The following is a 22,405-nucleotide window of genomic DNA, read 5'->3' on the forward strand; positions in this document are numbered from 1 at the left end:
ATACGCCTACGCATACGCCTACGCCTACGCCTACGCCTCAGGAACGACGCCTCTCCCTGGGGATTCTCGGTTCGCGCACGGTGCGCGCACTGCTCTGCGAGGCGCCGATTCCGCCGCCCCGAGTTGTCACCGGTTTGACAGTTCGGACCGGACCAACTGTCAGCGACTCGTCTTTCTCCGCCGTCGCGCCCCGGCGGAACCTGGGGCACCCACCACCCCATGGAGCCGCCATGACGCACGAGATGTCACCCGAGGCCACGCCGCTCCTCACCGACCGGCTGCACCAGTGGGCCGCCGAGCACGCCCACCAACGGGCCTTCACCCAGGTCGACTTCCCCGATCCGCACTCGCCCGGACTGCACCGCACGCTCGGCTGGCGGGCCCTCGACGCGCGGGCCCGTGCGGTCGCCGAGCGGCTCGCGCGGACGGCGGTGCCCGGCGACCGCGCGGCGCTGCTGCTGCCGCAGGGCCTCGACTACGCCGCGGCGTTCCTCGGCTGCCTGTACGCGGGGGTGATCGCGGTGCCGCTGTTCTGGCCCGAACTCCCGGGCCACGCGGGGCGGTTGGAGTCCGTGCTGGACGACTGCGAACCGGCGTGCGTGCTCACGGACACGGACTCGCACCAGGACGTCGACGCGTTCACGCGGGCTCGGGCCGGGCAGCCTCAGGTGCTCGCCGTCGACGACCTGCCACCCGCGCCCGAGGGCTCGCGGCTGCCCCGCCCAGCCCCGGGCGACGTGGCCTACCTCCAGTACACCTCGGGCTCGACCCGCGCCCCGGCCGGGGTGATGGTGACGCACGCGAACGTCGTCGCCAACGCCCGGCAGGCCGTCGCCGCGGTCGGCGCGGCGCCCGGCCTGAGCACGGCGGTGGGCTGGCTGCCGCTCTTCCACGACATGGGTCTCGTGCTGAGCATCGCGGCGCCGGTGTTCGCCGGGTATCCGTCCGTGCTGCTCACCCCGCAGGCGTTCCTGGAGCGCCCCGAACGCTGGCTGCGCCTCCTCGGCGGCTACCCGGGCACGATCAGCGCCGCGCCCAACTTCGCGTACGACTACTGCGTGGCGCGCGTCGACGCCGCCGACGTCACGGACCTGCGGCTCGACCGGGTGGCGACGCTGCTCAACGGGAGCGAGCCGGTGCGGCCCGCGACGCTCGATCGGTTCGCCGCCGCGTTCGCGGGCGCCGGGCTCGCGCCCGAGGCGCTGTGTCCCGCGTACGGGCTCGCCGAGGCGACGGTGTTCGTGACCGCCGACCGGGGTGACGCGCCGCCGCGCACGGTGGAGTGCGACGCGGCCGAGCTCGCGAAGGGTGTCGTGACCGCGCGTGCGGGCGGGGGCGCGCGGCTCGTCGACTGCGGGTGGCCGGTCGGCCAGGACGTGCGGATCGCGGACCCGGACTCGCGGGCCGTGCTCGACGCGGGGCGGGTCGGCGAGATCGAGGTGCGGGGGCCGAACGTCGGGTCGGGGTACTGGAAGCAGCCGGAGCGGACGGCCGAGACCTTCCACGACGGGTGGCTGCGGACCGGGGACCTGGGCGCGCTGCACGACGGCGGGCTGCTGGTCACCGGGCGGCTCAAGGACCTGATCGTCGTGGACGGCCGCAACCACTATCCGCAGGACATCGAGGAGTCGGTGCAGTCCGCGCCCGCCCTCAGCGCGCTGCTGCGCAGGGACAGGATTGCCGCGTTCCAGGTGCCGGACGGCGGTCTCGTCGTGGTCGCGGAGGTGCGGCGGGGCACCGAGCCCGACGAGGACATGACGCTGGCGGCGTGCCTCGCGGCGCGCCGGGCCGTCACCGCGCGACACGGTCTGCGGCTTGCCGATCTCGTGCTGGTGCCCGCCGGTTCGGTGCCGCGCACGTCGAGCGGGAAGGTGGCGCGGGCCGCCTGCCGGGAGCGGTTCCTCACCGGAGCGCTCGGGGGATCGCGGTGAGCGCCGGGCAGCGGGTGCGGGAGGTGCTGGTCGAGCGGCTCGGCGCCTGGTACGGGGTGGCGGCGGACGAGGTGACGGACGACCGGCCGTTCGCCGACCTCGGCCTGACCTCGCGGGACGCGGTCGCGCTGACCGGGCTCCTCGGCGAGGCGGTGGGGCGGCGGCTGCCTGCGACGCAGCTGTGGGACACGCCGACGCCGGGCGCGCTGGTGGCGGCGCTGACGGGGGCGGGGGTTCCGGAGGAGGCGGCTTCGCAGGAGGCGCTTCAGGGGCAGGGCGCGACGAGCCGGCCCGGTGAGCCCGTCGCCGTCGTCGGAGTCGGCTGCCGCTTCCCCGGTGGGGCCGACTCCCCGGCCGCGTACTGGAAGCTGCTCACCGAGGGTCGGGACGCCGTGGGCACGGTTCCGGACGGCCGCTGGGAGCCGTTCGTGCCACCCGGCGGTGAACTCCCCGCCGACCTCTCGCGGCACGGCGCGTTCCTCCCCGAACTCGCGGACTTCGACGCGGAGTTCTTCGGCATCGCGGCGGACGAGGCCGTCGCGCTCGACCCGCAGCAGCGGCTGCTGTTGGAGGTGGCGCGGGAGGCCCTCGACCACGCCGCGCTGCCCGCGCCCTCGCTCGCGGGGACCCGCACCGGGGTGTTCGTCGGCGTCAGCGGTACCGAGTACGCCCATCTCACCGCTTCGGATCCCCGGTCGGTCACGCCGTGGACCGCTCCCGGTGGCGCGCTGAGTGTGGCCGCGGGCCGCCTCTCGTACGCCCTCGATCTGCGCGGGCCGAGCCTCGCGGTCGACACGGCCTGTTCGTCGTCGCTGGTGGCGGTCGACCACGCGCTGCGGGCGCTGCGCGACGGCTCGTGCGACACGGCGCTCGCGGCGGGCGTGAACGTCCTGCTGTCGCCCGCGGTGACGCTGGGTTTCCAGCGGGCGGGGGCGCTGGCGGGCGACGGCCGGTGCAAGGCGTTCGACGCGGCGGCGGACGGCATGGTGCGCGGCGAGGGCTGCGGCGTCGTCGTCCTCAAGCGGCTCGCGGACGCCGAGCGGGCGGGCGACCGGGTCCTCGCCCTGCTCACGGGCTCGGCGGTGAACTCCGACGGCCGCTCCAACGGGCTCACCGCGCCGAACGCGTCCGCGCAGCGCGCCCTGCTCGCTCAAATGCACGGCTCCGATGGCCAGTTGGTGGACTACGTGGAGGCGCACGGCACCGGCACCCCGCTCGGCGACCCCATCGAGGCGGGTGCGCTCGGCGCGGTGCTCGGCCGGGGCCGCTCGCCCGAACTGCCGTTGCTGATCGGCTCGGTGAAGACGAACCTGGGCCATCTGGAGGCCGCCGCCGGGATCGCCGGGCTCATCAAGACGGTCCTCGCGCTGCACCACGACGAGCTGCCGCCTCAGCTCCACTTCACGGGCCCGCCCGAGCATGTCGACCTCGACGCGCTCGGCCTGCGCGTCGTCGACACCCCGCAGCCGTGGCCGCGCTACTCGGGCACGGCGACGGCGGGCGTCTCGGCGTTCGGCTTCGGCGGCACCAACGCGCACGTGGCGCTCGCCCAGTACCCGCACCCGGCGACGGCGGACACCGAACGCCCGCCCGGCCAACCGGCCATCACCCTCATCGACGCGCCCACGGACGACCGACTCCGCTCGCAGGCAGGCGAGTTGGCGGACTGGCTGGACTCCCCCGAGAGCCGGGGCACCGAACTCCCGGACCTGGCCCGCACCTTGTCGGGCCGCACCGGTCGCGGCCGGTGCCGCGCCGCCGTCGTCGCCCGCGACCTGCCCGGCACCGCGACGGCCCTGCGCCGCCTCGCCACCGGCGCACCGGACAGCCGCCTCGTCACCGCGACGTCGGCCCGGCCCACCACGGGCCCCGTATGGGTCTTCTCCGGGTACGGCTCGCAGTGGCCCGGCATGGCGCGCGAACTCCTCGCCACGGAGCCGGTGTTCGCCGCGAGCCTCGACCGCATCGCACCGGCCCTGCGCGAACACGCGGGCGTCGACCCGCGCGCCGCCACCGCCCCCGACGCCGACCTGTCGTCCCCGGCCGTCGTGATGCCCGTCCTGTACGCCCTTCAGGTCGCGCTCGCCGAACTGTGGCGCTCGTACGGGGTGGAGCCGGCGGCCGTCGTCGGGCACTCGCTGGGCGAGATCGCGGCGGCGGTCGTGGCGGGGGCGCTGGACCCGGGGACCGGGGCGCGGATCGTGGCGGTGCGCTCGCGCCTGCTGGCCACGCTGGAGGGCGGGGCGATGGCGGTGGCGGACGTGCCCGCGTCCGACGTGGCCGACTCCGCCCGCGAGTTGGAGACTTTGAACGTCGCCGTGCACGCCTCGCCCGCGCAGTGCGTCGTCACGGGATCGGCCTCCGACGTGGACACGTTCGTCGCCCGGGTCACCGCGCGCGGCGGCTTCGCGCGCGGGCTTCCGGTGACGGGTGCCGGGCACTCCCCCGACGTCGATCCGCTGCTCGACGAGTTCGCCTGGGAACTGGGCGCGGTGCCGCACGGGCGGCCCGAGTGCCGCCGCTACTCCACGGTCCTGGACGACCCGCGCGCCGACGACCCGTACGACACCGGGTACTGGCTGGCGAACCTGCGCCGACCTGTGCGGTTCGCGCAGGCGGTGCGGGCGGCGGCCGAGGACGGGCACCGGGTGTTCGTCGAGGTCGCCCCGCATCCCACGCAGGCGCACCCGCTGGCCCGCACCCTGGAGGCGGTCGGCGGTGACGCGCCGCTGATCCTGCCCACGCTGCGCCGGGGCACCGACGACGCGGTCACCTTCCGGTCCTCGCTCGCCTCGCTCCTGGTGCACGGCTGCCCGGTGCCGTCCGCGCGGGAGATCCTCAACCCCGGCGGCCGGATCGTGGACGTGCCCTCGCCGCGTTGGCGCCACCGCCGGTTCTGGGCGGGCGAGACACCGGAGCCCGTCGCGCCGGTGGGTGACTCGGCGGCGGCCCCTGTGACCCGCCTCGACCGGCTGCGCGCCCTCGTCGCGGGTGTGATGGGGTTCGGCGCCGACCGTCTCGACCCCGATGTCCCGCTCACCGAACTCGGCCTCGACTCGCTCACGGCGGTCCGTATCCGGGCGGCGGTGGAGCGGGAGTTCGGGGCGGCGCCGGAGCCGGGGGTGCTGCTGCGGCAGGGGACGCTGCGCGGCGTGGCGACCCTCCTCGACGACCCGCCGACCGCCGCCGCCCTCCCCGCCCTCGCCGTACTCCCCGACCCCGCCGAACTCCCCACGTACGGCACCCCCGGCCCCCTCTTGCGCACCTTCCCCGGCGACGGCCCCGGCACCCCGCTGTTCCTCGCCCACGCGGCGGGCGGCTCGTCCGACGTGTACGGGCGGCTCGCCGCGCGCCTCGACGGGCAGCGCCCCGTGTTCGGCTTCGACCGGGTCGAGACGCCGGACGACGTACCGGGCCGCGCCGCCGAATTCGCCCGCCGGATACGCGAGTTGAAACCCGAAGGTCCGTGGGTCGTGGGCGGCTGGTCGTACGGCGGAGTCGTCGCGCACGAGGCGGCCCGCCTCCTGGCGCGGCACGGCGAGGTGCCCACGCTCGTCCTCATCGACTCGATCCTCCCGCTCCCGGCCCCGCCCACCCGCTCCCCGGCCGAGGACGCGCGGCGCCGCTTCGCGGACTTCGCGACGTACATCACCACCACGTACGGCATCGAATTCGATCCGCCCTACGAGGAGTTGGGCACGCTGACGGACACCGCGCAGATCGACCTCGTGCTCAAGCTCCTGGAGCAGGCCGTCGACCTGCCCGGCTCCGTGCTCGCGCACCAGCGCACCTCGTACCTGGACCTGCGCAGCGGCGAACGCCACACGCCGGGGCCGTACGCGGGCCGGGCGCTGCTCTTCCGTGCGACACGCCCCGCGCCCCACACGGTCCGCGACGCCCGCTACGAGCGCACGGACGACGCGCTCGGCTGGGACACGTACTGCCCCGACCTGACGGTCACCCCGCTCCCCGGCCACCACCTCGAACTCCTCGACCCACCCGTGGTGGACGCACTGGCCGCGGACATCACCCGAGCCCTCAACTGACCTTGCCGCACCGGCCACTTGGAGCCGCAATGCTCACTTCCCGACACCACCGAAGGCGCAGACGCACGCACACCCGCCTGACCGCCCTCGCCGCCACCGTCGCCCTCCTCGCCACCGGCGGCGCGCTCGGCGCCGCCACCGCGCACGGCGATCCCGCCACGACTGCGGCCACGACCACGGCCACGGCCACCGCCGAGGACGGCGCCCGGATCGTCGGCCAGAAGTGGCTCGACGAGCGGACCGTCGACCTGACGGTCCGCTCCCCCGCCGTCGGCGCCGACGTCCCCGTACGCGTCCTGCTCCCGGCCTCGTACGCCGCCGCGCCCACCCGCGAACGCCCCGTCCTCTACCTCCTCCAGGGCGCGCACGACGACTACACGTCGTGGTCCCGCGAGACGGACGTCGAGGACTTCCTGGCCGGTCAGGACGTCATCACCGTCATGCCCTCCTCGGGGCCCACCGGCATCCCCACGGACTGGTGGAACCTCGGCCGCCGCTCGCCGGACTACGAGACGTTCCAGGTGGACGAGGTGGCGCAACTGCTGCGCGGCGCGTTCCACGCGGGGCCGCGGCGGGCCGTCGCCGGGGTGTCCACCGGCGGCTACGGCGCGCTCGCCTTCGCGGCCCGCCACCCCGGCACCTTCGGGGCCGCGGCCTCGTACAGCGGGATCCTCGACACGACGGCGCTCGGCATGGTCACCGTCGTGAACGCGATCGTCGCCCGCGAACGCCAACTCCCCAGCACCCTCTGGGGAAACCCCCTGCTGCACCGTACGAACTGGACCGCCCACAACCCGTACGCCCTCGCCTCCCGGCTCAAGGACACACGCCTTTACGTCGCGCAGGGCAGCGGCATCCCCAGCGACGACTTCGGGAACCTCGAAGGCGCCGTCCTCGAAGGCACGTTGTGGGGGCAGGCGAAGAAGTTCACCGCGCGGCTCGACGCGCTGGGCGTGCCCGCGAAGACCCATCTCTACGGCGGGGGCTCGCACGCCTGGCCTTACTGGCAGCGGGAGTTCAAGGAGTCCTGGCCCACCCTCGCGGCCGGGCTCGGCCTGCCCCAGAACTGACCCGCCCCCTCCCCTACGTCGAAAGGCACGCCATGGAACACGATCCGCTCGCCGCCGCCGTGGTGGCGGGAGCCACCCCCGAAGAACTGTCCGCTCTGCCCGTGCCCGCCGACTACACGGCGGCGCATCTGCGGGCCGAGGACGTCGACACGTTCGCCGGAGTCGACGACAAGGACGTCCGCAAGTCGATCCACGTCGGGCGAGTGCCGATGCCCGAACTCGCCCCCGACGAAGTGCTCGTGGCGGTCATGGCGAGCGGCATCAACTACAACACGGTGTGGTCGGCGATGTTCGAGCCGGTGCCGACCTTCGCCTTCCTGCGCCGGTTCGGGCGCGAGGGCGCGTGGGCGGCCCGCCACGACACACCTCAGCACGTCGTCGGCTCCGACGCGGCCGGTGTGGTGGTGCGGGCGGGCGCCGGGGTGCGGCGGTGGCGGGTCGGCGACCGGGTGGTGGTGTCGCCCGCGTACGTCGACGACGAGGAACCGGCGACGCACGCCGACGGCATGCTGGGCGCCGGCCAGTTGGCGTGGGGCTTCGAGACGAACTTCGGCGGCCTCGCCCACTACTGCGTGGCCCGCGCCAGCCAACTCCTCCCCAAACCGGCCCACTTGACGTGGGAGGAGGCCGCGAGCAATCCGCTGTGCGCGGGCACGGCGTACCGGATGCTGGTGAGCGACCGGGGAGCCCGGATGAAACAGGGTGACGTGGTGCTGATCTGGGGCGCGGCGGGTGGACTCGGCGCGTACGCGGCCCAGTTGGTGCGCGGCGGTGGCGGCATCGCCGTCGGCGTCGTCAGCAGCGAGGAAAAGGCGGCGCGGGCGCGGGAGTTCGGCTGCCACGTCGTGGTGAACCGGCACGAGATCGGGCTCGACGGTGGGGTTCCCGAGGACCCGTCCGTGCCGGGCCGCCGCCTCGGCAAGCTGATCAGGGCGGCCGTCGGCGAGGACCCGCACATCGTGTTCGAGCACGTGGGCCGGGCCACGTTCGGGGTGTCGGTGTACGTGGTGCGGCGCGGCGGGACCGTCGTGACGTGCGGGTCGACCAGCGGCTACCAGCACGAGTTCGACAACCGGTACCTGTGGATGCGGCTCAAGCGGGTCATCGGCAGCCACGGCGCCAACCTCGACGAACAGGCCGCCACGCACCGCCTGTTGGAGCGCGGACTGCTGCGTCCCGCGCTCACGGCGACGTATCCGCTGGAGGAGACCGGGGAGGCGGCGCGCCTCGTGCAGCGCGGTCAACACACGGGGAAGGTGGGCGTGTTGGCGCTCGCGCCTGGCACCGGACTCGGCGCGGAAATTCCAGGGGTCAACTGACGGACGGTCGTGGCAGGATTCGCACACCTGCACCACTGGAGCCGCTACACCCCAGGAGGCATCGCCTTGCTCTGGAGATCCGTCTTACGCGTCGTCGCCCTGCCCGCCGCCCTGTGCGCCGCCGTCCTCACCCAGGCGGGCCCCGCGCCCGCCGCCGCCCAAGCCGTGGGCACCGAGGCCGTGTTCAACAATCCCGGCGGCACCGCGGCCGAGCAGCAGGCCATCGTGGTCCGGCAGGTCGAGCTGATCAACGGCGCCCCGGCGGGCTCCCGGATCCGGCTCGCGATGTTCTACGCGGACGACCCCACGGTCACGGACGCGCTGCTCGCGGCCCACGCGCGCGGGGTCTTTGTGCAGGCGATCTTCGACAGCACGGCCGTCGACATGGCCCCGTACCAGAGCCTGTCGAGCGCGCTGGGCGGCGACACCTCGAAGGCGTCGTGGGTGATGAACTGCGGGGCGGGGCGCGGCTGCATAGGCACCCGCACCCTCGGCTCCGTCGACGCCATCAACCACAACAAGTTCCTGCTCCTGTCCAGCACGCAGGGCACGCCGAACGTCGTCGTCCAGTCATCGGCGAATCTGCACAACGGCCGGGACGGCACGAAGGGCTGGAACAACGCCCTCGTCCTCGCCGGGAACGACGGCATGTACACCGCGTACAACGCCTACTTCGACGACCTGAAGTCCCGTACGGCCAACAACAATTACTACGACACGGGCCGTCCCCCGGTGACGTCCGGCAAGGCCAAGGCGCACTTCTATCCGCGCGCCGAGAGCAACGGCCAGCCGTACAACGACCCGTCCGAGGACACCGTCGCCACTCTCCTCGACCACGTGGAGTGCTTCGGGAACAGCCAGGTGGGCACGCCCGACAACCACCGCACCCGAATACGCGTCGCCATGAACATCTTCAGCCGCCCCTACCTGGCGCAGCGCCTCGCCGCGCTCGACGCGGAGGGCTGCTACGTCGAGGTCTCGCAGAACTACAACCCGGCGAGCGCCCTGGAGCAGCAGTCGCTCTCGGCGCTGCTCGCGAAGACGTCCAGCGTGTACGGCGGCGTGATCGCCCGCTACTACTGCCAGGCCGACACCACCTGGATCCACGACAAGTACATCGCCGTGGAGGGCAAGTACTACGGCGTCCCGGACCGCAAGATCGTGTGGACGGGCAGCCACAACTGGAGCGGCAACTCGCTGCGGCAGAGCGACGAGACGATGCTCCAGCTTGAGGACGCGGCCGTGCACGACGCGTACGTCGCGAACTACAACAAGGTGCGGGCCGCGACCACGCACCAGCCGGCGAACGGCGCCACCCCGTCCTGCTGAGCCCCCGTCAGCGGCGAGTGGCCACGACGAGCCTGCACCGCGGGCTGCCGTCGGGCCGCTCGCCCAGCTCGGGCAGCGCGTACAGGGCGACGTCGAAGCCCGCGCGGTCCAACTCCCGCCGTACGTCGCCGAGTCGGAACGGCCGGTAGTACATGACGAACGGCGGCCGCCACACCGCGTTCCGCACCCGCATCACGCCGTCGAAGCCGAGCATCGCCCAGTAGCCCGGCGAACCCGGACGTGCGGGCGCGGGCATCGGGAACGCGAACCGGCCGCCGGGGCGCAGCACTTGGCACACCTCGGCGAACAGCCGGGGCCACTCGCGCGGCAGGAAGTGCCCGAACGCCCCGAAGCTCACCACCAGGTCGAAGGCCTCGCTGAACGGCAGCGCGAGCGCGTCCGCGCGCACATACCCGGCCCCCGGCTCGGCCTCCCGCGCGACCTCCAGCATCCCGCCGCTGAAGTCGACCCCGACGGCCCGCCCGGCCCCAGCCTCGCGCAGCACCCGCAGCCCGGCCCCGGTGCCGCAGCACAGGTCGAGCCCGGCGTCGTACGGGCCGAGCCCGGCGAGCCCGCGGCCCACCGCGTCGAGCACGACGTCCGGGGTCCGGAAGGGCGTGCGGTCGAACTTCGGCGCCAGCAGGTCGTAGCCGCGCTCGACCGACGACATCGCCTGAACGGCCAGCTCGCGGAGGGTGGGACCCTGATCGGTGAACATGGCGGATCAGCATAGGCCCCTGCGTGCCCGGGCCCGGGTGGTACGCTCTTAGCGGTACACGTGCTCGCCCGTTCCGAGGCGCCGGTACCGAATCTCATCTCTCAGCGCTCGATGGTCGACCTTTCCGACGTCACCACTCAGCGCACATCACACCTGGTCAGCGGCTTCTGACGGGCTCTTCACCCGTGACCGCACCCACCAGGTTCTCCCCGGCCGCAGGGCGCGGCGCCCACGGCGCCGTACGCCCCCTGCCTCTCGCCGGATTCCCACCCCTTCCCTGCCTCTGCACGCCCGCCGCGCGAACGCGGCACGGCCCGCGAAAGGACCTGTGATCGCCATGACCACGGCCACCACCACGACGACCTCGAACACCACCACCGACACACCACACCAAGAACCCGTCCGCGCCGCCGGCGTCCTCGACATCGGCGGGAACGGGCCCGGGTTCCTGCGCTCGGGCGACCTGATGCCCACGTCTCACGACGTCCAGGTGCCCGCCCACCTCGTGCGCCGACTCGGCCTGCGCAAGGGCGACTTGATCGAGGGCACCCGTGCCGCGAAGCCGCGCACGCTGACCGCCGTCGAGACGGTCAACGGCGCCCCCGCCGAAGCGGTGGCCCGCCGCCCGCGCTTCGCCGACCTCACCCCGCTGCACCCCAGCGAGCGGCTGCGCCTCGAACACCCGGCCGCCGGGCTCGCCGGACGCGTCGTCGACCTGTTCACGCCGGTCGGCAAGGGGCAGCGCGGCCTGATCGTCGCCCCGCCCAGGACCGGCAAGACGGTGCTGCTGCAGCAGCTCGCCGCCGCGATCGCCGCGAACCACCCCGAGGTCCACCTCATGGTGCTGCTCGTCGACGAGCGCCCCGAAGAGGTCACCGACATGCGCCGCTCCGTGCGCGGCGAGGTGTACGCCTCCACGTTCGACCGCCCGGCGAAGGCCCACATCGGGCTCGCCGAACTCGCCGTGGAGCGCGCCAAGCGCCTCACCGAGCAGGGCCGCGACGTGGTGATCCTCCTCGACTCCCTCACCCGCCTGTGCCGGGCGCACAACAACGCGGCGTCGTCCGGCGGCCGCACCCTGTCCGGCGGCGTCGACGCGGCGGCGCTGCTCGGCCCGAAGCGGCTGTTCGGCGCGGCCCGGGACGCCGAGGAGGCCGGATCACTGACGGTCCTCGCCACCGCCCTCGTCGACACCGGCTCCCGCGCCGACGACTACTACTTCGAGGAGCTCAAGAGCACCGGCAACATGGAGCTGCGCCTCGACCGCACGCTCGCGCAGGCCCGCGTCCACCCGGCCGTCGACCTCACCCCTTCCGGCACCCGGCGCGAGGAACTCCTGCTGCCCGCCCCCGCGTTGGCGGTCTCCCGCGGGCTGCGGCGCGCCCTCCAGGGCCGGGACGGCACCTCCGGCTACGAGGCGCTGCTCGACAAGCTGCGCCAGACCCCGGACAACGCCGCCTTCCTGCGCCAGGCGCACTCCACGGTGCCCGGCGCCTGAGCCCGCCCCCGGATGCGTAATACTCGACGTATGAACGCGAGCATTACGCGTCGTGGCGGCGCACCGGCCGTCACCGTCCGGCGGGCCACCGCGCGGGACGCCCGGCGCCTCACCCGCCTCGTCCGCGGCTCCAGCGCCTACAAGGGGCACTACGCCTCCATGGTGGCGGGCTACCGGGTGGGGCCCGACTACATAGAGGCACACCACGTCTACGTAGCGGTGGACCAGGCGGCGGAGGGCGAGCGCGTGCTCGGCTTCTACGCGCTGCTCACCGCGCCGCCGGAGCTGGACCTGATGTTCGTCGCGGACCGGGCGCAGGGCCTCGGCATAGGGCGGCTGCTCATCGCGGACATGCGGGAGCGGGCGCGGGCCGCGGGGCTCACCCACGTCCGGGTCGTCGCGCACCCGCCGGCCGAGGGCTTCTACCGGGGCATGGGCGCGCGCCGCACCGGCACCGTGCTCGCCCGTCCGCCGGCCGTCGCCTGGGACAGGCCCGAACTCGAATTCATCATTCCCCCGGCCGCCTGAGGGGTTCCGCCCTCGCCGCGGACAGCGCACACTCGTGGCGTCGGAATGCGGCAAGGAGGCCACATTGGGCAGCAGTCAGGCACGCGCCGAGGCGTTCGACGTGATCGTGGAGATCCCGCAGGGCTCACGGAACAAGTACGAGATGGACCACGATCTCGGCCGGATCCGGCTCGACCGGATGCTGTTCACGTCGACCCAGTACCCCGCCGACTACGGCTACATCGACGGCACGGTCGGCGGCGACGGCGACCCGCTCGACGCCCTCGTGCTCACCGGCGACCCGACGTTCCCCGGCTGCGCCATCGAGTGCCGGGCGATCGGCATGTTCGTGATGAGCGACGAGAAGGGCCCGGACGAGAAGATCCTCTGCGTCCCCGCCCACGACCCGCGCCACGACGGGACCCGCGACATCGCCGACATCCCCGAGTTCGACCGCCTGGAGATCACCCACTTCTTCGAGGTCTACAAGGACCTGGAACCGGGCAAGTCGGTCGACGGCTCGCACTGGGAGGGGCGGGAGAAGGCGTACGAGGAGATCGCGCGGGCCCGCGAACGCACCGCCTAGTCGCACCGTCTAGGGTGTTCGGAGCCGTGGTGCTCGGGAAGACCGGTGACGCCCCTTCAGGGGTCAAGTCCGGAGCGGCCCTCGCCACTGTGATCGGGTTTCGGACCGCGCGTACACGGGTCCGGAGCGCGCCGTTCCACCTGTGCGCCACTGGCGGCATCCAGCCGCTGGGAAGGCCGGAGCGGCGGGCACGCTCGTAAGCCAGGAGACCGGCCGCGGCATCTCACGAAGTGATCCACGAGGTGCTGGAGCGTGATCGACGCATGACCCTGCCCGGGAACTCCCCGACCCCTGCCCCCACCCCTGCCCTGAACTCCCCTTCCGCAGCCTTCCGTTGGCGTCGCGAGGACACGCTGCGCACGGCCGGTCTGATCGCGGTGATCGTCGCGCTGCACGTCGTCGCGTTCGGCGTGCTGTTCCTGCTCGTGGTGCCGGGGCACTACGAGGTCGGGAACAAGGCCTTCGGTATCGGCCTCGGCATCACGGCGTACACGCTCGGCATGCGGCACGCCTTCGACGCCGACCACATCGCGGCCATCGACAACACCACCCGCAAGCTGATGGCGGACGGCAAGCGCCCGGTGTCGGTCGGCTTCTGGTTCGCGCTCGGCCACTCCAGTGTGGTGGTCGTGATGGCGGCGCTCGTCGCCGGCGGGGCGTCCCTCGCCGGCACCCTGATGAGCGACGACTCCCGCACCCACCAGGTGCTCGGCGTCGTCGGCACGACCGTCTCCGGTACGTTCCTGTATCTGATCGCGGCGCTCAACCTCGTTGCCCTGATGGGCATCGCGAAGGTCTTCAAGGCGATGCGCGCGGGCTCGTACGACGAGCGGGAGCTCGAAGAGCACCTGGACTCGCGCGGGTTCATGAACCGGATCCTCGGCCGCTTCACGAAGTCCATCACCCGGCCAGGACAGATGTTCCCGCTGGGCTTCGTCTTCGGCCTCGGCTTCGACACCGCGACCGAGGTGACGCTGATGGTGATGGCGGGCAGCGGCGCCGCGGCGGGCCTGCCCTGGTACGCGATCCTGTGCCTGCCGCTGCTGTTCGCGGCGGGCATGAGCCTCTTCGACACGCTCGACGGCACGTTCATGAACTTCGCGTACCAGTGGGCGTTCTCCAACCCGGTGCGCAAGGTGTTCTACAACCTCACCATCACCGGTCTGTCGATCGCGGTCGCGTTCTTCATCGGGACCATCGAACTCGTGGGCGTGCTGCACGACAAGCTCGATCTGACGGACGCGGTGACCGGCTGGATCGCCGGGCTCGACCTCGACAACGTCGGATACGTCATCGTCGCCCTGTTCGTGGTCGTGTGGGCGGCGGCGATCGCCTACTGGCGGCTCGCGAAGGTCGAGCAGCGGTGGTCGGCGCGGGTGGCCGACGGGGCGTAATTCGGTTGCCGGGGCACGCGGCCCGCTGCTGCACTGATCCCTGTGCGGCACCGGGCCGCGCACCCCGAGCGTAAGGACCGACCCATGCGCGCCGCAGTCAAGTTCCTTCCGATGGCCACCGCGACCCCCGCCGTGGCATTCCCTTCATCCAAGGACTCGACTGCCAGTGGCTTTGCTGAATCTGGGCATTCTCGCGCACGTAGACGCCGGTAAGACCAGCCTGACCGAGCGGCTCCTGCACACGGCCGGGGTGATCGACGAGCTCGGCCGGGTCGACGACGGGAGCACCCGCACCGACTCCCTCGACCTGGAGCGGCGGCGCGGCATCACCATCAAGTCGGCCGTGGTGTCGTTCCCGGTCGACGACGACACGACCGTCAACCTCGTGGACACCCCCGGCCACCCCGACTTCATCGCCGAGGTCGAGCGGGTCCTCGGGGTGCTCGACGGTGCGGTGCTCGTCGTCTCCGCCGTGGAGGGCGTGCAGGCGCAGACCCGCGTCCTGCTGTGCACCCTGCGCCGACTGCGCATCCCCACCGTGGTGTTCGTCAACAAGGTCGACCGCGTCGGCGCCCGTGAGGCCGCGCTCCTCGACGACCTGCGCGCCAAGCTCACTCCCGCCGTGGTCGCGATGAACACGGTGCCGCGCGGCCTCGGCGGCCGGGACGCGCGCTGTATCCCGTACGAGGACGGGGACGCGGCCCACCGCGCCCGCCTCCTCGACGTGCTGTCGCTCCGGGACGACGCGATCCTGGAGGCGTACGTCGAGGACGAGCGGTCGCTGACGCACGGGCGGCTGCGTGACGCGCTCGCCGAGCAGACGGCGCGCGCGGAAGCGCATCCGGTGTACTTCGGCTCGGCGATGACGGGCGCGGGCGTCGACGACCTCGTGGACGGCATCACACGGCTGCTCCCGCCGGCCGACGGCGACGTCGGCAGAGCCCAACTCCCGCTCTCTGCCCGCGTGTTCAAGGTCGAGCGGGGCCCGGCCGGCGAGAAGGTCGCGTACGCCCGGGTCTTCACCGGGACGCTCCGGGTGCGGGACCGGCTCGCGCTGCCCGGTGGCGGGGAGGACCGGGTGACGGGGGTGCGGGTCTTCGCGGACGGGGCGGACGTCCCCGTCGCGCAGGCGGGTCCCGGGCAGGTCGCGCGGCTGTGGGGACTCGGCGGCGTACGCGTCGGGGACGACCTCGGCGACCACCGGGTCCCGGTCGAGGAGCACCACTTCGCGCCGCCGACGCTTGAGACGGTCGTCGACCCGGTGCGCCCCGGGCAGCGTGGTTCACTGCTCGCCGCGCTCACCCAGCTCGCCGAGCAGGACCCGCTGATCGGGCTGCGCCAGGACGACACCCGCCAGGAGATCTTCCTCTCGCTCTACGGCGAGGTGCAGAAGGAGGTCGTCCAGGCCACGCTCGCCGAGGAGTTCGGGCTCGACGTGACGTTCCGGGAGACGAGGCCGCTGTGCGTCGAGCGGCCGACGGGCCCGGGCGAGGCCGCCGCGGCGATGAAGGACGAGGGCAACCCGTTCCTCGCCACCATCGGCCTCCGCGTCGATCCGGCCCCGGTCGACTCGGGAGTCACCTTCCGCATCGGCATCGAACTGGGCTCCCTCCCCATGGCCTTCATCCGGGCCATCGAGGAGACCGTCCACCGCACCCTGCGCGAGGGCCTGCTCGGCTGGCAGGTCACGGACTGCGCGGTGACCCTGTTCCGCTCCGGCTACGCACCACGCCAGAGCCACGCGCACGCCGTCTTCGACAAGTCGATGTCCAGCACGGCGGGCGACTTCCGCGGCCTGACCCCCCTGGTCCTGATGCGCGCCCTCGCCCTCGCGGGCACGACCGTGTGCGAGCCGATGCACCGCTTCCACCTGGACATCCCGGCGGACGTGTACGCGACGGTCATGCCGGCACTCACGCGTCTCGGGGCCTACCAAGCCGCATATCAAGCCCCTCCGGCGATTGAGGAGCGGGGTCCGGGGCAGCGCCCCGCGACGTCGACCAATCCGACCTGGACCACGATCCACGGCCTGATCCCCGCGGAGCGAATCCGCCGACTCCAAGAACAACTCCCCTCCCTCACCCGCGGCGAGGCCACCCTGGAGACCACCTTCGACCACTACACCCCGGTCCACACGAACCCACCGCACCGCACATCCGGGCCGTTCGGCCCACCCCGAGGGCCCCTTGGCCCCGTCACAGGGACGACCACCCGCTGAGATCCTGCGGTATCGAGCCTCCCGTGCCCTCGCCCTCCCGCCGCGGCGCACGGTCGAGGCCGGGCCCGGGCCCGCTGTTCGCAGAAGGGGGAGCCGCGAATGGCGGGCCCGTCCGGGCCTTCCGACGTCCCGCCCCGCTCCACACCGCGCCACGCCGCGCCGTTGTGACAACTCGCGCGCAAACCCGCCCAATCGGAGCGATAAAGTAGCTCGTCAACCCACACACGCTTGATCACTCAGGAGTGCCTACGTGAGCGTAGCCATCGACTCGTCCGACGCCGTCGCACCGTCCGGCGACGACGCCCCCGCGGAGCCCGTGCCCGCGCACGAGGAGACGGCCGAGCCCGGGGACACCACGAACACGTGGACCCCGCCGACCACCGAGACCCCGGACGCGCCGGACGCCCCGGCCGAGAGCGGATCCGACAACTTCTGGACGCCGCCCACCGAGGTCCCCGTCGCCGCCGACACCGTCGCGGCCGAGGACCCCGAGGACGACCCGGCCCCCGGCGACGTACCGGAGTCCATCACCGTCGACGCCCACGAGTTCGGCGTCTACGCCCGCACCGGCGGCTGGGCCTTCGCCCTGAAGGTGGCCCGCAGCGTGCGGCCCGGCGGCCAGCCCGCCGCGGACTCGCCGAAGGTCTCGGCGCGGAAGTTCGCCGCGCTCGCGGGCTGCTCGGCGGACCGTGTCATGCGCTTCTACAAGGCGTGGGACCGGGCGGCGGACGACGGCCTCGTCCCCCAGTTCGAGGCCCTCGCGCCCGGCGCCGACGTCGAACTCCCGGACGCCGACGTCTGGTTGTCGTACTACGTGTCCCGCAACAGCGCGACCTCGGTGCGCGGCCAGGCGATCACCGACGCCGCCGAGGCCGAGGGCATCCGCCCGACGAAGGCCCTGGAGGTCGCCGAGAACCCGACGGCGCTGCGGGCCGCGATCCTCGCCGACCCGGGCACCGCGGAGGCCGCCCGCAAGGCGCTGATGGACCGCCTCGACGAGGACCCGGTGCTGCGCACGGGCATGGCGCGGGACATCGTGCGCACGGACGACCTGAAGAAGGCCGTCGCCGAGGAGACCAAGACCGGCGGCCAGCTGGAGTACGTGCGCAGGATCGCGGAGGAGGGCGAGGTCAAGACGCCCGCAGGGCAGAAGATCGAGGCCTCCCCCGAGCTGCGCGAGGAGGCCGAGCGGCACCTCTCCCTCATCGACGAGCTGGACGAGGACGAGGAGGCGGGCGAGTGGGCCCGCGAGGCGTACGACACCGTGCGCACGCTCGTCGCCGAGACCGTCGACAAGGACCCCGAGCTGCGGGTCCAGGAGCGCCGCGCGAAGTTCTACAGCAGCCTCCAGAAGGCCACGAAGGCCTTCGAGGAGCTGACGTTCGACGACGTCGCCGCCGAGGAGATCGACGACATCGTCGAGGACGACATGCTGCAGCGCCTGGAGGAGCTGCAGGCGGCGATCGCGACGTGCATCACGGCGCTGCAGTCGGCGCAGAAGAAGGACTGACATCACGGGCCATGAGTCGTGGCCCGTGACCCATGGCCCACCAGAATCGCTCGGTGCCCGACCGACTCGGCCCGCGACAGCCGTCGCGTCGGTCGGCGCGACGGCCGCCCCGTGGGCAGCCGCCCGGGACGCCGTTTCCGATCATGCTGCCCTCAGCCGGCGGTCTCCGCGAGCGCGAGCGAGCGCAGGCGGGCGTGGGACGGCGAGCCCGGCTCGGCGGTCCAGACGATCATCTGGAGGTCGGGGTCGGCGGCCCAGCCGACGGCGTTCCAGTCGAGGTGGAGATCACCGACGACCCGGTGGCGCAGGTGCTTGGTCCCGGTGTCCCGGACGGCCACGTCGTGGGCGGCCCACCAGCGGCGGAAGTCCTCGTCCAGGGCGGAGAGTTCGGTCACCAGTGCCTGCAGTCGGGCGTCCCCCGGGTTGTCCGTGTTGTGCATCCGCAGTTGGGCGATGGCCAGCCGGGTGACGCCCTCCCGGTCCACGTACAGCTCGCGCAGGACGGGGTCGGTGACCAGCAGCCGAATGTAGTAGCGCGCCTCCTGCGGGATCCGCCCGAAGTCGGTGAACAGGGCGGCGGCGATGTCGTTCCACGCGACCACCTCGGTGCGCGGCCCGATCACCACCGCGGGGGTGTGCGCCATGTCGTCGATCATGCGCTGCAACTGCGGGTGCGCCGTGGAGCGTGACCTGCGGGGCGGCGGGCGGTAGTCGTCCTTGGCGGCGAGTGCGTACAGGTAGACGCGCTGGTCGTCGTCGAGGCCGAGGACGCGGGCCAGCGAGTCGAGCACCGAAGGGGACGCCTGGATGCGGCCCTGTTCGAGGCGCGCGTAGTAGTCGGTGCTGATCGCCGCCAGCTCGGCGATCTCCTCACGGCGCAGCCCCGCGACGCGGCGCGGGCCGGCGGTCGGCAGCCCTACGGTGGCCGGATCGAGTTCGGCGCGGCGGGCCCGGAGGAATTCCCCCAGGTCACCGCGGTGGGGGTCGCGGTTCATGGGACCAGCCTGCCACCGGGGCGAGGGGCGTGCCGGAGTGGGAGAGATCTCTCCCTGGTTGAGGGCGGCGCGCGGGCGTTCCATGGTCGTAAGGGGCACGGCGAGCGTATCCGCCGGTGCCCACGACGAAAGGAACCCCCGGCCATGTCCGAGCCGTCCAGCAACAGCAACACCATGCACGCGATCGTCGCCACCACGCTCGGCGGCCCCGAAGTCCTCCGGCCGGCCGAGGTACCGTGCCCCGAGCCCGGCCTGACCGAGATCCTCGTCCGGGTGCACGCGGCCGGGGTGAACCCCGCCGACTTCATGGCCCGCGGTCAGGGCGGCTTCGGGCCCTGGGGCGACCCGCGGATCCTCGGGTTCGACGTGTCCGGCACCGTCGAGGCCGTCGGCCCCGGCGTCAGCCTCGTGCGCCCAGGCGACGAGGTCTTCGGCATGCCGCGCTTCCCCGCGCAGGCAGGCGGCTACGCCGAATTCGTGACGGGGCCGACCCGGCACTTCGCCCGCAAGCCGGACGCCCTGACCCACATCGAGGCCGCCGCGCTGCCGCTCGCCGGGCTCACCGCCTGGCAGTGCCTGAGGGAGACGGCCCGGCTGCGGGCCGGTGAGCGGGTCCTCGTGCACGGCGCTTCGGGCGGCGTCGGTCACCTCGCCGTACAGATCGCCAAGGCGCGGGGCGCGTACGTCATCGGCACGGCGAGCGCCGCCAAGCACGACCTGGTCCGCTCGCTGGGCGCCGACGAGCTGATCGACTACCGCGCCACCGACTTCACCGAGGCGGTCGCGGACGTCGACGTCGTCTTCGACACCGTCGGCCGGGACTACGCCCCGCGCTCGCTGAAGGTGCTGCGGGAGGGCGGCCGGATCGTCACCCTCGCCCCCGGCCAAGACCCCGCGGTCGTCGCCGACGCCCGCGCCCGCGGCTTCGGCTACGACTGGAACGCGGTCGAGCCGGACCACGCCGGCCTTCTCGCGCTGGCCGCGCTGGCCGCCGACGGCGAGCTCCGTCCCGTCGTCGACACGGTCCTCCCGCTCGACGAGGCCGCCAAGGCGCACACGTACGGCGAGAGCGGCGCGGCCACGGGCAAGATCGTTCTCACGGTCCGGTAACCCCCGTCAAGCCCCTCCGGCGATTGCGGAGCGGGGCCCGGGGCAGAGCCCCGAGACGCAGGACCGGACGGCGTCAACCGTCCGGTCCACGCGGGAATCACGTCACCAGATCCGCACCCGATCCTCCGGCGCAACCCACAACCCGTCCCCGTCAACCGTGGCGAACGCCTCGTGGAACTCGTCCAGGTTCCGCACGATGTTCGCGCGGAACTCCGGCGGCGAGTGCGGGTCGATGGTGAGGTACTGCTGCTCCTGCTCCTTGCGCCGCTTGGTGCGCCAGCAGTACGCCCAGTTCATGAACAGCCGCTGCGTACCGGTGAGTTCACCGTCGACCGGCACCGCCGCGCCGTCCAGCGCGATCTTGTACGCGGTGTGCCCGATGGTGAGCCCGCCGAGGTCGCCGATGTTCTCGCCGACGGTCAGCGAGCCGTTGACGAACTCGCCGGGAAGGTTGCGCGGCGAGAACCCGTCGTACTGCTTGACGAGCGCCTTCGACTTCGCCTCGAAGGCGGACTTGTCGTCGGCGGTCCACCAGTCGTTGAGGTTGCCCTGGCCGTCGTACTGGGCGCCCTGGTCGTCGAAGCCGTGGCCGATCTCGTGGCCGATGACGGCGCCGATGCCGCCGTAGTTCTCGGCGGCGTCGGCGTCCGGCGAGAAGAACGGCTTCTGGAGGATGCCGGCCGGGAAGCAGATCTCGTTGGTGCCCGGGTTGTAGTACGCGTTCACGGTCTGCGGCAGCATGAACCACTCGTCGCGGTCGACCGGCGCGCCGATCTTCGCCATCTGCCGGTCGTGCTCGAAGGCATCGGCGGCGTAGGCGTTGGCGAGCAGGTCGTCGGGGACGACGGTGAGCGACGCGTAGTCGCGGAAGGAGTCCGGGTAGCCGATCTTCGGCCGGAACGTGGCGAGCTTCTCGTACGCCCGCTCCTTGGTTTCATCGGTCATCCAGTCGAGCCGGGAGATGGACTGGCGGTACGCCTCAAGGAGGTTGGCGACCAGCTCGTCCATGAGCGCCTTGGAGCGCGGCGGGAAGTGCCGGGCCACGTACTCCTTGCCGACGGCCTCGCCGATGGCGCCCTCGACGAACGCGACGCCGCGCTTCCAGCGGGCGCGCAGCTCCGGCGTGCCGTTCAGCGTCTTGCCGTAGAACTCGAAGTTGACGCGCACGAACGGCGTCGACAGATACGGCGCGGCAGACCGCAGCACGCGCGCGAGCAGCCAGTCGCGCCACTGCTCGATGGGGACCTCGGTGAGGACCGTGGACAGGTGCGTGAGGTACGAGGGCTGGCGCACGCACGACTCGGCGAGCGTCTCGTCCTTGCCGCCGAGCCCTGCGACGTAGCCGCGCCAGTCGAACGCCGGGGCCAGCGCGGTGAGTTCGTCGAAGGTCGTGAGGTTGTACGTCTTCTGTACGTCGCGGGTCTCCGCGCGCTCCCAGTGGCCCTCGGCGAGCCGGGTCTCCAGGGCGAGGACGGTGCGCGCGGCGCCCGCCGGGTCGGCGTGCTCGCCGAGCGTGAACAGCTCGGTCAGGTACGCCTCGTACTTCTCGCGGATCTCGGCGAACTTCTCTTCGCGGTAGTACGACTCGTCGGGCAGGCCGATGCCGCCCTGGAGGAGGTTGAAGAGATAGCGGTCGGAGTTCTTGTCGTCGGTGTCGATATAGGCACCGAAGAGGCCGGAGCCGCCCTTGCGCTCGAAGCGGCCGAGGAAGCCGGCGAGCTGCTGTACGTCGCCGAGCCCGGCCACCTCGTCGAGCAGCGGGCGGAGCGGGTCGAGCCCGCGGGCCTCGGCGGCCTCCTCGTCCATGAACGACGCGTACAGGTCGGCGATCTTGCGCGCCTCGGCCGCGTCCAGGCTGGTGGGTCCGCCGGCCGCGATCTCCTGAATGATCTCCTTGACCTGCTGCTCGGCCACGTCCACGAGCTGCACGAAGGGGCCCCAGCTGGAGCGGTCGTCGGGGATGGGCTCGGTCTCCAGCCACTGGCCGTTGACATGCCCGAAGAGGTCGTCCTGCGGTCGGATCGCCGGGTCCATGCCCGGGCGCGCGTCATCCAGAGTGCTCATCGGTGCACCCTACCCAGGTCAGGGCGTAGGAAGAGCGTCAAAAGCGGGTGCTTCAGCGCAGCGTGAACAGCACTGCCCCGGTCGGCGCGACGGCCGGCCGGGGCAGTGCG

The 22,405-nt window shown here is 72.8% G+C and carries 15 protein-coding genes and 1 riboswitch; of the genes, 12 read left to right on the top strand and 3 right to left on the bottom strand.

Annotated features, from left to right (window positions below):
• Nucleotides 1-230: 230 nt before the first annotated feature.
• From RBJ65_RS36925 to RBJ65_RS36945, 5 genes are all read left to right on the top strand, one after another.
• On the top strand, nucleotides 231-1,931 hold the full coding sequence (locus RBJ65_RS36925; protein ID WP_306319721.1) for a fatty acyl-AMP ligase: 1,701 nt from the start codon (nucleotides 231-233) through the stop codon (nucleotides 1,929-1,931).
• Nucleotides 1,928-5,977, top strand: coding sequence for a beta-ketoacyl synthase N-terminal-like domain-containing protein (locus RBJ65_RS36930; RefSeq protein ID WP_306319720.1), 4,050 nt, complete (start codon nucleotides 1,928-1,930; stop codon nucleotides 5,975-5,977). Before RBJ65_RS36925 ends, RBJ65_RS36930 begins: the two co-directional genes overlap by 4 nt.
• 29 nt (nucleotides 5,978-6,006) lie before the next feature.
• Nucleotides 6,007-7,047, top strand: coding sequence for an alpha/beta hydrolase family protein (locus RBJ65_RS36935; protein ID WP_306319719.1), 1,041 nt, complete (start codon nucleotides 6,007-6,009; stop codon nucleotides 7,045-7,047).
• 32 nt (nucleotides 7,048-7,079) lie between these two features.
• The gene (ccrA, locus tag RBJ65_RS36940) at nucleotides 7,080-8,366 is read left to right on the top strand and encodes a crotonyl-CoA carboxylase/reductase (protein WP_306319718.1); all 1,287 of its coding nucleotides are present in this window, start codon (nucleotides 7,080-7,082) and stop codon (nucleotides 8,364-8,366) included.
• 66 nt (nucleotides 8,367-8,432) lie between these two features.
• Nucleotides 8,433-9,695, top strand: coding sequence for a phosphatidylserine/phosphatidylglycerophosphate/cardiolipin synthase family protein (locus RBJ65_RS36945; RefSeq protein WP_306319717.1), 1,263 nt, complete (start codon nucleotides 8,433-8,435; stop codon nucleotides 9,693-9,695).
• A gap of 7 nt (nucleotides 9,696-9,702) precedes the next feature.
• Here the strand turns inward: RBJ65_RS36945 and RBJ65_RS36950 are convergent, their stop codons facing one another.
• Complete coding sequence (locus tag RBJ65_RS36950) at nucleotides 9,703-10,413, bottom strand: class I SAM-dependent methyltransferase (protein WP_306319716.1); 711 nt, start codon at nucleotides 10,411-10,413, stop codon at nucleotides 9,703-9,705.
• Between the two features lie 337 nt (nucleotides 10,414-10,750).
• Here RBJ65_RS36950 and rho point away from each other — a divergent pair, with 337 nt between their 5' ends.
• The 6 genes from rho to RBJ65_RS36980 all read left to right on the top strand — a co-directional run bounded on the left by rho (nucleotide 10,751) and on the right by RBJ65_RS36980 (nucleotide 18,126).
• Complete coding sequence (gene rho, locus RBJ65_RS36955; RefSeq protein WP_306319715.1) at nucleotides 10,751-11,911, top strand: transcription termination factor Rho; 1,161 nt, start codon at nucleotides 10,751-10,753, stop codon at nucleotides 11,909-11,911.
• A 30-nt stretch (nucleotides 11,912-11,941) separates the two neighbouring features.
• A complete protein-coding gene (locus tag RBJ65_RS36960) occupies nucleotides 11,942-12,439 on the top strand; it encodes a GNAT family N-acetyltransferase (RefSeq protein WP_306319714.1) in 498 nt (165 codons plus the stop codon).
• A 64-nt stretch (nucleotides 12,440-12,503) separates the two neighbouring features.
• A complete protein-coding gene (locus RBJ65_RS36965; RefSeq protein ID WP_306319713.1) occupies nucleotides 12,504-13,004 on the top strand; it encodes an inorganic diphosphatase in 501 nt (166 codons plus the stop codon).
• Between the two features lie 10 nt (nucleotides 13,005-13,014).
• Nucleotides 13,015-13,237, top strand: a riboswitch (cobalamin riboswitch).
• Nucleotides 13,238-13,267: 30 nt separating this feature from the next.
• Nucleotides 13,268-14,398, top strand: coding sequence for a HoxN/HupN/NixA family nickel/cobalt transporter (locus RBJ65_RS36970; protein ID WP_306319712.1), 1,131 nt, complete (start codon nucleotides 13,268-13,270; stop codon nucleotides 14,396-14,398).
• Nucleotides 14,399-14,564: 166 nt separating this feature from the next.
• The gene (locus RBJ65_RS36975) at nucleotides 14,565-16,616 is read left to right on the top strand and encodes a translation factor GTPase family protein (RefSeq protein WP_306319711.1); all 2,052 of its coding nucleotides are present in this window, start codon (nucleotides 14,565-14,567) and stop codon (nucleotides 16,614-16,616) included.
• A 250-nt stretch (nucleotides 16,617-16,866) separates the two neighbouring features.
• Nucleotides 16,867-18,126, top strand: a complete 1,260-nt coding sequence (locus RBJ65_RS36980) for a hypothetical protein (RefSeq protein WP_306319710.1) — start codon at nucleotides 16,867-16,869, stop codon at nucleotides 18,124-18,126.
• Nucleotides 18,127-18,278: 152 nt separating this feature from the next.
• Here RBJ65_RS36980 and RBJ65_RS36985 read toward each other — a convergent pair whose 3' ends face one another.
• The gene (locus tag RBJ65_RS36985) at nucleotides 18,279-19,121 is read right to left on the bottom strand and encodes a helix-turn-helix domain-containing protein (protein ID WP_306319709.1); all 843 of its coding nucleotides are present in this window, start codon (nucleotides 19,119-19,121) and stop codon (nucleotides 18,279-18,281) included.
• 144 nt (nucleotides 19,122-19,265) lie between these two features.
• Here RBJ65_RS36985 and RBJ65_RS36990 point away from each other — a divergent pair, with 144 nt between their 5' ends.
• Nucleotides 19,266-20,231, top strand: a complete 966-nt coding sequence (locus RBJ65_RS36990; RefSeq protein WP_372341302.1) for an NADP-dependent oxidoreductase — start codon at nucleotides 19,266-19,268, stop codon at nucleotides 20,229-20,231.
• 102 nt (nucleotides 20,232-20,333) lie between these two features.
• Here the strand turns inward: RBJ65_RS36990 and RBJ65_RS36995 are convergent, their stop codons facing one another.
• The gene (locus tag RBJ65_RS36995; protein WP_306319708.1) at nucleotides 20,334-22,295 is read right to left on the bottom strand and encodes a M13 family metallopeptidase; all 1,962 of its coding nucleotides are present in this window, start codon (nucleotides 22,293-22,295) and stop codon (nucleotides 20,334-20,336) included.
• Nucleotides 22,296-22,405 lie beyond the last annotated feature (110 nt).

It is taken from the genome of Streptomyces sp. KL109B (genome assembly GCF_030766935.1).
In the GTDB taxonomy this organism is placed as follows: domain Bacteria; phylum Actinomycetota; class Actinomycetes; order Streptomycetales; family Streptomycetaceae; genus Streptomyces.